Origin of the sequence: Streptomyces flavusporus (genome assembly GCF_046267975.1) — a bacterium.
GTDB lineage: Bacteria > Actinomycetota > Actinomycetes > Streptomycetales > Streptomycetaceae > Streptomyces > Streptomyces flavusporus.
In genome coordinates, this window is record NZ_CP176503.1 from 940323 (window position 1) to 954013 (window position 13691).

At 67.2% G+C, this 13691-nt stretch carries 12 protein-coding genes and 3 pseudogenes; 3 read left to right on the plus strand and 12 right to left on the minus strand.

What is annotated here, in order from left to right:
* Positions 1 to 140: 140 nt before the first annotated feature.
* Positions 141 to 743 (plus strand): annotated as a pseudogene (gene istB / locus ACKTSN_RS04800) (IS21-like element helper ATPase IstB); the annotation flags it as partial.
* 138 nt (positions 744 to 881) lie between these two features.
* Here the strand turns inward: istB and ACKTSN_RS04805 are convergent.
* The 6 genes from ACKTSN_RS04805 to ACKTSN_RS04830 form a co-directional block, all read right to left on the minus strand.
* The gene (locus tag ACKTSN_RS04805) at positions 882 to 1013 is read right to left on the minus strand and encodes a hypothetical protein (protein WP_409467918.1); all 132 of its coding nucleotides are present in this window, start codon (positions 1011 to 1013) and stop codon (positions 882 to 884) included.
* A 225-nt stretch (positions 1014 to 1238) separates the two neighbouring features.
* Entirely contained in the window at positions 1239 to 1529 is a 291-nt protein-coding gene (locus tag ACKTSN_RS04810) for a hypothetical protein (protein WP_409467919.1), read from the minus strand.
* A 38-nt stretch (positions 1530 to 1567) separates the two neighbouring features.
* On the minus strand, positions 1568 to 3280 hold the full coding sequence (ltrA, locus tag ACKTSN_RS04815) for a group II intron reverse transcriptase/maturase (RefSeq protein ID WP_409467920.1): 1713 nt from the start codon (positions 3278 to 3280) through the stop codon (positions 1568 to 1570).
* A 661-nt stretch (positions 3281 to 3941) separates the two neighbouring features.
* Positions 3942 to 4892: an IS630 family transposase gene (locus tag ACKTSN_RS04820; protein ID WP_409467921.1), complete on the minus strand. Its 951-nt coding sequence runs from the start codon at positions 4890 to 4892 to the stop codon at positions 3942 to 3944.
* A gap of 178 nt (positions 4893 to 5070) precedes the next feature.
* Positions 5071 to 6333 carry an IS701 family transposase gene (locus tag ACKTSN_RS04825; RefSeq protein ID WP_409467247.1) on the minus strand — a complete coding sequence of 421 codons (1263 nt, stop codon included), beginning with the start codon at positions 6331 to 6333 and terminating at the stop codon, positions 5071 to 5073.
* A 134-nt stretch (positions 6334 to 6467) separates the two neighbouring features.
* Complete coding sequence (locus ACKTSN_RS04830; protein ID WP_409467922.1) at positions 6468 to 7574, minus strand: epoxide hydrolase family protein; 1107 nt, start codon at positions 7572 to 7574, stop codon at positions 6468 to 6470.
* A 142-nt stretch (positions 7575 to 7716) separates the two neighbouring features.
* Between ACKTSN_RS04830 and ACKTSN_RS04835 the strand changes: the two genes are divergently transcribed.
* A complete protein-coding gene (locus tag ACKTSN_RS04835) occupies positions 7717 to 8199 on the plus strand; it encodes a MarR family winged helix-turn-helix transcriptional regulator (RefSeq protein ID WP_409467923.1) in 483 nt (160 codons plus the stop codon).
* Positions 8200 to 8596: 397 nt separating this feature from the next.
* Here the strand turns inward: ACKTSN_RS04835 and ACKTSN_RS04840 are convergent, their stop codons facing one another.
* Entirely contained in the window at positions 8597 to 9631 is a 1035-nt protein-coding gene (locus tag ACKTSN_RS04840; RefSeq protein WP_409467924.1) for a class I SAM-dependent methyltransferase, read from the minus strand.
* 165 nt (positions 9632 to 9796) lie between these two features.
* Between ACKTSN_RS04840 and ACKTSN_RS04845 the strand changes: the two genes are divergently transcribed.
* Positions 9797 to 10378, plus strand: a complete 582-nt coding sequence (locus ACKTSN_RS04845) for a TetR/AcrR family transcriptional regulator (protein ID WP_409467925.1) — start codon at positions 9797 to 9799, stop codon at positions 10376 to 10378.
* Positions 10379 to 10391: 13 nt separating this feature from the next.
* Here the strand turns inward: ACKTSN_RS04845 and ACKTSN_RS04850 are convergent.
* The 5 genes and pseudogenes from ACKTSN_RS04850 to ACKTSN_RS04870 form a co-directional block, all read right to left on the minus strand.
* Positions 10392 to 10688, minus strand: a pseudogene (locus ACKTSN_RS04850) (WhiB family transcriptional regulator).
* 224 nt (positions 10689 to 10912) lie between these two features.
* Entirely contained in the window at positions 10913 to 11872 is a 960-nt protein-coding gene (locus ACKTSN_RS04855) for a transposase (RefSeq protein WP_409467926.1), read from the minus strand.
* A gap of 424 nt (positions 11873 to 12296) precedes the next feature.
* Positions 12297 to 12629, minus strand: a pseudogene (locus tag ACKTSN_RS04860) (transposase); the annotation flags it as partial.
* A gap of 75 nt (positions 12630 to 12704) precedes the next feature.
* On the minus strand, positions 12705 to 13043 hold the full coding sequence (locus ACKTSN_RS04865) for a hypothetical protein (RefSeq protein WP_409467927.1): 339 nt from the start codon (positions 13041 to 13043) through the stop codon (positions 12705 to 12707).
* 17 nt (positions 13044 to 13060) lie between these two features.
* Positions 13061 to 13669 carry a hypothetical protein gene (locus ACKTSN_RS04870; protein ID WP_409467928.1) on the minus strand — a complete coding sequence of 203 codons (609 nt, stop codon included), beginning with the start codon at positions 13667 to 13669 and terminating at the stop codon, positions 13061 to 13063.
* Positions 13670 to 13691: the final 22 nt, after the last annotated feature.

Genomic DNA, 13691 nt, shown 5'->3' on the forward strand with positions numbered 1-13691 from the left:
TCCTGCATGATCGTTCTGCGTAGAGAACAGAAATGATCACGCAGGCCACGGGCACCTTGCGTCCAGGGCCAAGCAGCCCGACCCAACACGGAGCGTGACGCCGTGTCAGCAAACCGAACCAGCGCACCGCTCAACTTCGAAGACCCATCAAAGCGGCTGGCTTTCCGCGCGAGAAGTCGATCCGGCAGTTCGACTTCGACGCCAACCCCGTCATCGACGCGGCCGCCATCCACACCCTCGCCAAGTGCGACTGGGTCAAGAAGGGCCTGCCGCTGTGCTTGATCGGCGACAGCGGAACCGGCAAGTCCCATCTGCTGATCGCGCTGGGCACCGAGGCGGCGATGCACGAGTACCGGGTGAAGTACGTACTGGCCACCAAGCTCGTCAACGAGCTCGTGGAGGCCGCCGACGAGAAGCTGCTGGCCAAGACCATCGCCCGCTACGGCCGCGTCGACCTTTTGTGCATTGATGAACTCGGCTATATGGAGCTTGACCGTCGCGGGGCGGAGCTGCTGTTCCAGGTTTTGACGGAGCGTGAGGAAAAGAATTCTGTGGCGATCGCCTCCAACGAATCCTTTGGAGGGTGGACCAAAACCTTTACGGATCCAAGGCTCTGCGCGGCCATAGTGGACCGGTTGACGTTCGGCGGGAACATCATCGAGACCGGCACCGACTCCTACCGGCTGGCGGCCACCCGCGCCCGCGCCGAACAACAGGCCGCAGCACAGCAGGCTGCCGGCTGACTCCCGACCACAGACCAACGTCTGCTGTCGGCGTGTGGACTCGCGTGCACAGGCGCGTACGGGTGAACGTGCACAGGGACGTGGCGTGTTGGGGGCAGGTGTTCGGTGACGAAGGTGATCAGTGTTGCCGGTCGCTGGTCAGAGCCTGCCGCCCCATGCGCCGATCGTGTCGGCGATGGCCTGGGGTTGGTCCTCGGGTGCGTGGTGACCAGCCGGGCCGCCGTGTCGGGTTTGCAGCGCGGTGATGTTCGCCGCGCACCAAACGGCCATTTCCTTGCCGATCGGCAAGGAACGGCGAGGAGTCGAAGGTGAGGAGCAGCTTGGGGACCTCACCGCTGCCCGCCAGCCACTTGCCGTAGTGCTCGATCCATTCGGCGACCTCGGCCGGCTCCCCGTCCAGCGGTAGCGAGCGTGCTGTTCCAGCACCGGGCGACGGCGAGTTGGGATGCCTGCTCGCCGAGCGCGGCGGGCTAGTGTCTCGTGATCCTGATTGTGTTACTTCGAGTTGTTATTGACGAGTTTCTTCACGCTGGTCTGGACGAGTCGGACCTTGGCGAGGATCTCGTCGGCGGTGGCGGTCCAGGTGAAGGGCTTCGCGTTTTCGTTCCAGGAGTTGATGTAGTCGCGGATCTGTTTGACCAGGACGTTGACGCTGGAGAACGTGCCACGGCGGATGGACTGCCGGGTGATGATCCCGAACCAGATCTCGTCGGGTAGGACCGCTGCATTGCTGCAGCGGTCCCCCCTCAGAACCGGCCGTGCCCGCTTTCCAGGCAACCGGCTCAAGCAAGCCCCTTGGGCTCGCGGGCGAACAGAAGTGCTGGTCACCGGCCGGGGCCAGTGGCCAGCCGACGCCGGCAGTGGGTGTGTATCAGGCGTGAGGCGGCGGGTTTGTCCGGCTTGCCGTTGCCCGCTTCGGCGGTGACCGCGTGTTTGCGGATCGCGATGCGGGTGACCTTGAGCCACTGCTCCCACTGGTCGGGAGTTTGCGGCTCGTGGTCGGCGTGCAGCAGCAGCCCTCCGCAGAGCGGACATCGGCCGTCTTGCATCTGCAACAGATGCAAGGTGCCCTTGCCCAGCGGGAGTTTGCCGCGGCGGCACCGCTTGGCCCAGAAGTCGGCCAGGGCGGGATCGTCGGTTGACGCCCTCCCTGGCACCATCCGGTGCCGGACGATCGGCGTCCAGGCGAACTTGTAGAGGTAGAAACCGCTGGTGCGGTCCCCGAATACCCATGTGTCCTGCCTGAACGGGTTGAACATGGCGAAGTACCGGGCAGTCACCCAGCGCATCGGCTTGTTCGGGTGGGAGAACTTGGCCCACTTGTAGACCAGTCTCCACACGTAGGCGTCCAGCGAGTTGAACGCCCGCTTGGACACCCCGATCCGGTAGTAGGCAGCCCAGCCCTTGATGATCGGGTTGAGCTTGGCGATCACCGCGTCGGCGTTGGCCCCTCGCAGGGCCAGCACCTCGGCGGCAAGCCGTTCCCGGATCCGCCGCAAGGCCGCGTTGCTCGGTTTGGTCAGCAGCTTGCTGCGGTAGCGTCGGATGTTGAACCCCAGGAAGTCGCAGCCCTCATCGAGGTGGACAATGCGCGTCTTGTCCTCGTTGAAGGCCAGGCCCCGGGGCGCGAGCCACACAGTCAGCCGCGCCTTGACCTGCTCGGCCTGTTCCCGAGAATGACACAGGGCGAGAAGGTCGTCGGCGTAGACGACCAGAACCGGAGAATCGCGCGCCAGAATCGTGGCATCACTGCCGAGATTCTGGTAGCGGACTCCAGCAGCCTTTCCCATGCCGTGCAAGGCGATGTTCAACAACGCGGGACTGATCACCCCGCCCTGGGGAGTTCCCTCCACCGTGGGGGTGAACCAACCTTTCTCGACCACACCCGCCTTCAGCCATCCGGCGATCATTCCCCTCCCGGGAAAGGAGCCCAATGACGCGAGCAGGTGATCGTGGTCGATTCGGTCGAATGCCGCTTTCAAGTCCGCGTCGAGCACCCACAAGCGTTTGGCGTTCTTGCCGCTCGCCGTCGTGTGGATGGCAACGATCGCGTCATGACAGCCACGGCCTGGACGGAAACCGTAGACCTTCGGTTCCAGCCGTGCCTCCCACTCGGGCTCCAGTGCATTCAGCGTCAGAGCTTGAAGGCATCTGTCGGCGATCACAGGAATTCCAAGTGGGCGCTGCTTCCCATTCGCCTTGGCTATATACACCCGCTTGACGGGCTTGGGCTTCCACGGGGCCGCGCCATGCTGGACCCAGTCGGCCAACTCGGCCTTTCCCTGGGGCAGCAGGACGACTTTCCCGTCGATGCCCGCCGTCTTGCGGCCAGCGTTGACTTCCGTGACCCGCCGCACACTCGCGAGTGTGTTGGCGCGGGAGCGGAGCATCAACTTCTGCAGATTCCTGACCTTGGCCAGGTCTCCTGCCTGCGATGCCGTGAAGATGCGTTGCCGCAGACGCCGTACGTCGTCCTCGACGGTCCGCCAGTCGATCGACGGCCAGTCGGTGATCTCGTCCTCCGGTCCGTTCGCCATGCCGGCTGCGGTCGCAGCGGCTTGCGCCGCCCCAGCCACGTGTGTCGTCACGGCGTCCAACTTGCCCTTCGGTTCAGGTGTCTTTGGTCATCGTTTCTTCACGGGCTCACCAGACCCACGTCAGCGCCCTTTCAGGCCGGGACATCGGCCCCTATCCGGCCAGTTATGCGGGGACCACCGACGGAGGTGTCAGCGCATGGTTCCCGGTTTCCTGTTGCCTTTCGGCGACCGGCATTCGCTTGCTGGGTCTTCCTGCGCCCGCTGGAGAGTTGGGCCTTCCTTGCGGTTGGCTTACCAGGTCAGAATTGCATTGCCTGGACTCCATCGGGGTTGTCACGTTCCGCATGAGAGAGATGCTGCCGGTGAGGGGGCCCTCTGCACCCCGGGGACGGCGGTGCACTCCCGACTGGCCAGATTTCCCCAGTCGGCGCCTGCCGATTTCCAGCGGCCAGTCCCTATCTCTCGCTGAAACGACCCATCGGCGAGAGTGCTCATGACGAGGCATCATCAAGGGTTCATTCGCATTCACCCGTCCGGCATTTCCCAGCCTGTAACCCCCGGATGGAACGAGGATCCTTGGGCATTTCCCCAGGCTTCGCACCCCGCGATTACTCACGACGCACGCTGAGGCGGGAACGAGCCCTGTGCACTGGCTCGGGAGCTACACCTTCGACATCAGTCGATCCTCCTTCGGTGAGTCCGCTCTTCTCAAGCGGCTTTCGTGTCGCACGATCTGGTTCAGCCACGAGGACCCGACAGGGGTGAAATGGAAGTGGACGTGCGGGTTCTTCGCCAGCCACGCCTTCACGTCCGGGGTGGTGTGCGTGGACAGGTTGTCCAGGACGACGTGGATCTCCTTTCCCGCATGCGGCTTGACGGCCTTTTTCAGGAACGCCAGGAAGTTCGCGCCGTTCCGGCTCGGCTTGCACTCGCCCAGCACCTCACCGGTCGTGACGTTCAGCGCGGCGAACAGGTTCGTGGTGCCGTGCCGGACGTAGTCGTGGGTGCGCTGCTCGGTGGCCGCGAAGGCCACCGGCAGCACCGGCTGGGTCCGGTCCAGGGCCTGCACCTGCGTCTTCTCGTCGACCGACAGCACCACGGCGCCACCGGGCGGGGCCAGGTACAGGCCGACGATATCGGCGACCTTCTCCGCGAACGCCGGGTCCTTCGAGATCTTGAAGGTGCCCGAACGGTGCGGTTTCAGATTCTCCTCACGCCAGACCCGGGCAACGTAATGCCAGGACACCGAGATGCCCTCGCGCCGCTTCAAGTGGTCGGCCAGCGATCGCGTCGACCAGTGCGAGAGCCCGGAATCCACCGGCGGGGACATCCTCGTCAAGGCGATCACCCGCGCCCGCGTCCGAGGCGGCACCTGAGTCCGCGGCCCGCCCCGGCGTTTGTCCTCCAGCCCGGCAACACCACGCTCGGCATAGCGGGACTTGCACCGATCCACCGTCAGCGGAGCCACACCGGCGAGCTCGGCGATGTCCTTTCGGCGCCGCCCCTCGGCCGACCACAACACGACCCGCGCGCGAAGCGCCACGACAGCCGGCACATGCCGCGAACCCGCCAACTCCCGCAGCTCAGCAATCTGTTCAGAGGAGAGATCCATACCAGACTCAACGATCACAGAGGCCTCAGGTTCCACAAACAGAATCACAAGACACTAGTAGGGCTTTGTTAGGTCCTGTGGTGGGGTTCGGGTGCTGGTGCGGGTTGGCCGCATATCGAGCAGGCGCCGGTCCAGGTGGCCAGGAGGGCCTGGAGTTCGCGGAGGACCGCGTAGAGGGTCAGGCCGGCGCAGGGGCTTTTGGGTCGAGCCTGAGCATGGTGCAGAAGGCCTGGGCGAGGGACGCGAGGGTGACGTGGCGGTGCCAGCCGAGGTAGTTGCGGCCCTCGAAGTGGTCCAGGCCCAGACCGTCCTTGAGCTCGCGGTAGTCGTGCTCAACTCGCCATCGGATCTTGGCGATTCGTACCAGTTCGCGCAGTGGGGTGTCGGCGGGAAGCGTCGAGAGCCAGTAGTCGGTTGGCTCGGCGGAGTCGGGTGGCCACTCGACGAGCAGCCAGCAGTCGGGCAGGGAGCCGTCGGCGGCGCGGCGGATGGTGCGGTTGGCCGGTCGGACCCGCAGGGCCAGGAACTGCGAGCGCATCTCGGCGTTCGGGTTGCGTCTGGTGGCCTTGCTGCCCTGGCGCCAGGTGACGGTGCGGGTGGCCGCTCGGCCGACGGCCAGGGCCAGGGCGCGCAGGGTGGTGTGCGGTTGGGGGTAGGCGGACACGGGAGGGCGGCCCTGCCCGGAGTACGGCGGGCGTTGGGGTGTGGCATTGCCGGGGTGCGCGGTCGTGGTGGCTTTGACCGCGACCGCGTAGGTCAGGCCGCGCTCGGTCAGGCCCTCGCGAAAGCCGGTGGCGTCGCCGTATCCGGCGTCGGCGGCGACCGGAAGGTCGGGCAACTCCCAGTTGTCGCGCACCTCGTCGAGCATGTCCAGCGCCAGGCGCCACTTCTCCCGGTGCCGCTCGGTGTCCGGGATTCCCGCCTTGGCGCGGCGGCGCCGGATCGCCTCGGCCATCAGCGCGTCCTCGCCGTACTTGGTGTCGTCCCAGCTCTCGGGCAGGAACAGGCGCCAGTCGACAGCCGATGACGCACGGTCACTGACCAGGTTCACACTGACGCCGACCTGGCAGTTGCCGCGCTTACCCAGGGCGCCGCAGTACATCCGCGCCACCCCCGGTGAGTCGTAGCCGTCCTTGGGGAAGCCGACATCATCGATCGCGTACGCCTCGGGAGAAATGTGCGCGGCAGCCCAACGGGCCAGCCGCTCACGGACCTTGGAGTAGTCCCAGGTGGACGATGAGACGAACTGCTGCAGCTGCTGGTGGTCCACGCCCAGGCGCTCGGCCATCGGCTGCATGGACTTGCGCTTGCCGTCCAGCATCAGCCCGCGCAGATACAGCTCGCCCTTGGCCCGCTGGTCCCGACGCGCCAGCGAACCGAGCATCTCCGCCGCGAACGCCTCCAGGCGCGGGCGGACCGTCTCCATCTCCTCAGGTGTCACACCTGACAGAACATCACAATCTACCTGACGATGATCAATCGGGGTACCTAACAAAGCCCTACTAGACATCGGAGGCGAACGGCCTGTTGGCCGCGAGCTCCGAGTGCCCGGGAGTTCGCGGCCAGCAGTGTGTCCTAACGGGTGGCGACCCGGTGGTCGTCCTTGATGTGGGTGAGGAAGAAGTCCCGGACGTCCTCGGCGAGCAGGTCCGGCACCTCCATGGCGGCGAAGTGGCCGCCTCGCTCGAACTCCGACCAGTGCCTGATGTCGTACAGTCGCTCGGCCAGCGGTCGCACCGACTGCGTGATGTCGTGCGCGAACACCGCCACGCCAACTGGTACCGGGCACGGCTCGATCCGCTGCGGAACCTCGTGGTGCAGCCGCGCCGAGGAAGCCGCGGTGGCGGTCAGCCAGTAGAGCGAGATGTCGGTGAGCATGCGCTCGTCACTGATTGGCGAGCGAGGGTCGGTCCACTGTGCGAAACGCTCGGCGATCCAGGCCAGCTGGCCGACCGGCGAGTCGGTCAGCGCGTAGCCGATGGTCTGCGGGGTGAGGGCCTGCAGAGCCTGGTACGGCGGACGGTTCGCCATCAGCTGCCTGACCTTGTCCAGCCGGGCTTCATCCGTTTCGGACAGTTCGATGTCGGCGTCCGGGGCCGGCCGGGTCGGCAGGTAGTTGACGTGCACCCCGACGACTTGCTCGGGTGCCACCGCGCCGAGCGCCGTCGAGATGCCCGAGCCGAAGTCGCCGCCCTGCGCGCCATAGCGCTCGTACCCGAGACGGCGCATGAGCTCGGCCCAGGCCCGCGCGACCCGGACCATATCCCAGCCGCGCTCGTGGGTCGGCCCAGAGAAGCCGTAACCCGGGATGGACGGGATCACCAGGTGGAAGTCGCGCGACAGCGGTTCGATCACGTCGAGGAACTCCAGGAACGAACCGGGCCAGCCGTGGGTGAGGATCAGCGCGAGCGCGTCCGGTTTCGAAGACCGGACGTGGACGAAGTGGATGTTCTGGCCGTCGATCTCGGTGGTGAAGTGCGCAAGCTCGTTGAGCTTGGCCTCGTGCTCGCGCCAGTCGTAGCCGGTTCGCCAGTATTCGGCCAGCTCCTTGAGCCGCGCCAGCGGGAAGCCGTAGTCCCATCCGGCGTCGGCCACCTCGTTGGGCCAGCGGGTGCGGGAGAGCCGGTCGGTCAGGTCGTCGAGGTCGGCCTGGGGGATGTCGATGTGGAACGGCTTGATCATGGTCTCAACTCCAGGGGCTTCTTTCGGCGTCCAAACGTTCGGACGGCCAGCGTTTGGTGCACCAAATCGTTCGTCACGCTAACGTTCCTCTCGTTGGCGACGATAGTTTGTTAGTGGGACTAACGCAACGTACGATCGCGGCATGAGCAACAGCACGCCCGACAAGGCGAGCTCGACCGACCGCCTGGCCACTGCCGCGCGGCTGCGGAATCTGGGGACCCGGCTTCTGTCACTGGCCGCGATCCAGTCGGATCGCCTGGTGAACGAGGAGTTGGCGCGCGCGGGCGCCCGCAAGTGGCATTACGCGGCGCTCGCCACGCTGGACGAGTTCGGACCCGCCAGCCAGGCGGAGCTGAGTCGCCGGACGGGGATCTACCGCAGCGACATGGTCACGGTGATCAACGAGCTGGCCGATCGCGGACTGGTGGAACGCTCACCCAACCCTGCCGATCGCCGGCAGAACATCATCGCCGTCACCAAGCAGGGGCACCGGCAACTACTGAAGCTGGACAAACTGCTTGCCGGGGTGGAAAACGAGGTGCTTGCGCCACTGACCCCGTCGGAACGCGAGCAGTTGGCCCGACTCCTCGCCGCCCTTGTGGATCACCACGGCCAAAACATGTGAACAAGCCGCGCCCCCTCATCCGGATCGAAGCAGTGCACGTACACATCGCTGTGCACGTCCATCCGTACGCAGCTATGTGCATCAATCCGTACGCCGACAGGGCTGCTGGTCGGCGTGTTCTCGGACCTGGTGCTCATCCCCGTGCTGGCCTTGATCCTGCTCGTCTCCTCGGCCAAGCTCGCCCGTCACGACTGACGCCGCGCAGACGGCCCTGGGCACCGTGGGCCGACACCTCCCAAAGTGGAGTCACTTCTCACCTACCAAACGAGACCCTCCGGCCGCCAGGTGGAGTCAGAACTCACCTACAAACGGAGTCAACGAACACCTACGAAGCCAGCCGTCCTTCATCGTGCATCAGCTTCTTCCCGCTGGTCGTTCACTCGCTCTGCGTCCGCCCTCAACGCTTGATGTCGTAGATGCGGTTGGTGAGGGTCTCGACGGCGAGCCTCCAGCTGTGCAGACCCGCCTCGGCGGCAATCGCTCGGAGAGCGTCCGGGCCCGGATGGTTGCCGAGCGCGTGCGGGCCGTTCTGTGCCATGGCCGCCGGCAGACAGAGGACAGCGGAGGTGGAGGCGAAGGACCGGCCGATCGGGTGGATGTTCTCCCCGGGCTCGGCCGACACGTTCGGCTCGACGACAAGACAGCTTCCGTCGGCTGCGAGGGCCTCTTCGGCGCGCCGGAGTGCCGCACCGGGGTCACCGAGGTCATGGAGGCAGTCGAAGAAGGTGACGAGGTCGTAGTCGCCACCGGGGAAGTCGTGCGCGGCGGCGACCTCGAACGTCACGCGATCACCGACGCCCGCCTCCTCGGCCAGCTTTCGGGCCGCTTCGACGGAGGGCTCGTGGAAGTCGAAGCCGTGAAAGCGGGACTGCGGAAACACCTTGGCCATGAGCACGGTCGAGTGGCCGAAGCCGCATCCCACATCGGCGACCGAGGCGCCTCGCCGGAGCTTGGCCTCGACACCCTCCATGGCGGGCAGCCACTCCTGAACGAGGACCGCCTCGTATCCGGGCTTGAAGAAGGCGGCGGCGCCCTCCGCCAGTTCCGGCCCGTAGTCCTGCCAGCTCACGCCGCCACCGCTCCGGTAGGCGCTCGTCAGCGCCTCTTCGGCGCCATAGAGGGCCTTCAGCATGGTGAAGCCGCCGGCGACGTACGTCGGCAGAGAGGAATCGGCCAGTACAGCCGCGTGCTCGTCCGGCAGGACGTAGGTGTTCGTCTCGGGGTCGTGCAGTACGTGGGCACTGGCGACCTGCGCCGCCAGCCACTCCCGGACGTACCGCTCGACGAGTCCGGTCTTCTGGGCCAGTTCGTCCGAGGTGAGCGGCCCTGCCCCCGCCATCGCCTCGTACAGTCCGAGGCGGATGCCCAGAGATGTCGACACCCCCGCGAAGGCGGCCGCATTGTCAGCGACCACCCGCTCGAGGAATTCCATCACTCGATTCCCGTTCGACATATAATCAAACTTTCAAGTATGAGTTCTCCGGCCAAGATGTGCCAGGAGACAAAAGAAGACAACCTCTCATCTTCGCAACGAGTGCGACTCCCCTCCTGGTTCACACGGTCCGCCCGCCGTGTCGGCGGCAGGCAGAATGGGCGGGTGAATCCGGCACAGACGACTCCGCAGCAGACCCGACAGGAGTCCCCCCGCAAGCGGGCCGACGCCCGGCGCAACCATGAGCGGGTCTTCGCGGCGGCGCTGGAGGTCTTCGAGGAGTTCGGGCTCCAGGGCACCGTCCCTCAGGTCGCTGAGCGGGCCGCTGTCGGGAAGGCCACGGTGTACCGCAGCTACCCGACCAAGGAGGACCTGGTGACGGCGGTCGTGCGGCACCGGCTGGCGGAGTTGGGCCGCATCACCGCGCCCGCCCTGGCGGAGGCCGAGCCCGCGCGAGCCTTCGACACGTACGTGATCCTGCTCTTCGAGAACCTTGCCCGGGACCGTCTGCTGTCGGAGGCGCTCGCCGAGGGGAGGTCGACGACGTACACCGGCCCCCTGCTGGACCGCCTGGCCGCTCTGATGGACGAGGCCAGGTCCGCCGGCCGGATCCGCCCGGACGCGAACCCGCTCGATCTGCGCGTGGTGCTGTGCGGCATGTGTCTGCAACTGATCAACCTCGCGGAGCGGAATCCGGCACGGTGGCGCCGGTACGGCGAACTGACCCTCCAGGCTCTGCGGCCCTGAACCGGCCACGGGCTCAGCGGTCGAGCCACACGGCCGAGAACCGCTGTGCGGCGTCCTCGCACGTCCGGGCCGCGCGGAAGACCTCCGACCAGGACCTCACCGCCGGACGGCGGCGCAGCAGCGCACGGCGCTCCCGCTCGGTCATCGCGCCCCACACGCCGTGCTCCTCGCGGTGGTCCAGCGCTTAGGCGAGGCATTCGAACCGCACCGGGCAGTCGAGACACGCAGCCTTGGCCTCATTCTGGGCGGTGCCCTCGACGAACACCCGGTCCGGCTGCGTCCGGCACAGCCCTCGGTCGGCCCAGTCCATGCCCACCTCGCTTCCCAGCGGTGCGCCCGCCGGGCCCCGCCGTTACGTCCGTACACATACTCAAGTAGATACGTATGAGGCTAACGCACATGTGTCGGAACCGCCGGATGCGGCCACAGAGTACACACCCTTCGTACGACAGAACTTTTCAGGCCATACCCGGGTGACGATATCCCGTGGAGGCATCTAGCTTGACTCTGTCGGGGATCTTGCCGTGGTCGAGGTCAGCCGCTGGCGGCTCGCCAGGACTTCAACCGGGGGATCCCATGCTGGTCCAAGAAGTTCTGGAAGGCGGTCGGCGGCCGGGGCGGGGGTGCTTCGTCGGTCGGCGACAGGCCGCTGAGTCGCTCGATGTTCACAGCGATGGCCGTCAGGATGTGTTGCAGGTGGGCCTTCGTCTGTCCTCGGTAGCGGCAGCGGCGCATGCCGTGGCCGTGGGCGAACTCGTTGACGGTGCCCTCGACTCCGGAGCGGACCGCGTAGCGGGCCTGCCATTCGGGCGTCTGCTGTTCGGTGCGGGCCCGGATTTGCAGGTCGCGGAGTTCTCGTGGGGGAAAGCCCACGTTCCGGGCGCTTTGTCGAGAGCTGGTGCACTGGGTGCGGACCGGGCAGGGCTGGCACTGGGCCTTGGTGAACTTCGCCACGATCAGCGGGGCCGCGGTGGGTGAGGAGGTCGGGTAGGGGCCGTGCCAGCTGCTGCTGACCTGGCCGTTGGGACAGGTCACCTGCCGGCGGTCGAAGTCGATGTGGAAGTCGTCCCGGCCGAAACCTGCGTTCTGGCGGTGCTGACGGGTGGGGTTGCCCGGCAGTGGCCCGCTGACGGTGACCTGGTGCTCTCGGGCGGCCTGTTCCAGGTGGACCAGGGAGGTGTAGCCGCCGTCGACGAGGTGCTCGGCGGGCAGCAGGCCGCGGCGAGCCAGGCGAGTGTGGATGCCGGGCAGCACCTGGGCATCGTTCGTGGTGGCCGGGGTGGTGGCGACGTCTGTGATCACGTTGGCGTTGTCGCGCGTGCAGGTCTCGGTGAGATGGGCCACGAACCCTTTCCAGCGGGTGGTCTGGCCACGGCGGGCGTAGCGGGCCGTCGGGTCGTAGGGCGAGACGATCGCCAGGGACGAGGGCGGCAGCCCGTCGTCGTCGGTGCGCCAGCGCAGGCGTCCCGCCGCGTCGCGGTAGTAGTTCTGCACGAGGATCTGCCGCAGGGCCTGGACCCGGGGACCGAACGCGCGGCCTGCCCCCGTGCTGTTGGAGCTGCTCCAGCAGTCGGTGGGCGTCGTTGCCGGTGGTGTTGATCCTGGTCTTGGGCCGGGCGGGGTTCTTGCCCAGGCGGACCGGACGGCCGTAGCGGCGTCCCCACTCCTCGTCGACCAGGCCGACCAGCAGGTGCGGGGCGGTGCCGGCGAGTTCTTTCAGCGCGGCCCGCACCGCCTCGGTGATCAGCTCCAGCCGGGTCAGATCGCGCACCGCGGCCAGGACATGGGTGGAGTCCGTGCGTTGCGTGCCGCGTTCGCGTACGAGCCCGGCGTCCTTGAGGCGGGCCAACGCGAGGTCAAGGAGGCGGTCGGCTCGGTCGTCCTGGGCAAGGCGCTCACGGAAATCGCCCAGGACACTGTGGTGGAAGCCGGGATCGTCCAGCTCCATGGCCAGTGCGTATTTGAAGTCGATGCGGCAGCGGACCGCCTCGGCGGCCTGTCGGTCGGACAGGCCGAGCAGGAACTGCAGCACGCAGACGGTGGCCAGTTGAGCGGGCGAGAGGCCGGGGCGCCCGTCGCGCGGGTACCAGTCGGCGAAGTCCTCGTCACGCCACAGCCCGTCCAGCCGGTCTCGTACCCACATCGCCGTCGTACCGTCCGGGTTGCTCACCCGCGCGATCCGCGCAGTCAGAGGTGGGACTTGCTCACCAGAACGGGGACGGAGGGACAACGGACACCTCGACAACTTCATCGGTACTCGAAACAGCCCCGAGCATGCCCGTTGATCATGCTGTGGCACCGCGAAACTCCAAGATCCCCGACAGAGTCAAGCTAGTACGGGGCCGCCCGGAACCGTGGGAAAGGTCCTCGTCTCCTCCAACCCGAGCGCGTCGAGCTCCTCACCCATGCGCGCCGTGTCGAAGGAGTTGCCGCCGCCGCGCACCGCGGTCCACCGCTCGACGGAGCGACGCAGCGCGTCATCGGCAACAGGGTTGGTCTCCGCCACCAGCCATGCCCCCGGTACCAGGGCCTCGACGAGCCGGGGCAGAGCGGCCCGCAGCGCCTCTTCCGACAGGAAGGGCGCCGGCAGCCAGATCAGTTGGTAGGTCTCCGTCTCCGACACGTCCGCCGCGTCCTGGTGGCGCAGGGACGCCCGGGCGGCCACAGCAGGGTCCGCGGCGGTCAGCTCCGCCCGCGCCAGGGCCAGCGCCGCTCCAGTACGTCGATGCCCTCCACCCGTGCCCTGGGGAAGCCCTGGGCCAGAGCCAAGGCCAGGGCGCCGACGCCGGTGCCCACGTCAAGGATGCGGCTGCCCTCGGCTGCCAGCCGCTCGGTGCACCCGGCAAGCCGAGGAACAATCTTCGCGGCGAGTGCGCGGCCTGTCGCGGCGGAGGCCCGTCCCTGGCTGAGCAGCACCTCATCGGGCTGCGCTCCCCAACCACCCTGCGGTGTACCGGCCGCCTCGGAGGCAGCGGCCGACACGGCCTGCCGCGGCGAGCTGAGCTTCGCCTCCACCGCGCTGCGCGCCGTCGCCGCGTCCACCTGGTCCAGCGAAGGGTGGAGGACGAATCCGTCGGGACCCCGGAGGACCAGGCCCAGGCTCTCCAGGACCGCGGTGCGCTGTGGGTCGCACGCGAGCACGTCCGCGAGGGGCGCCGACAGCGCCTGCCGCTGGGTGCTCAGCACCGCTGCCATGGCCCATGCGGCGGCCTCGAGAACTGCCACCGGGTTCTCGCCGAGAGGCAGAGCGAGGCTCGTGAAAGGGGTGGCAGGTTCGGGCGGTGCGGACATGGAGCCTCCGGAGGAGCGCCAC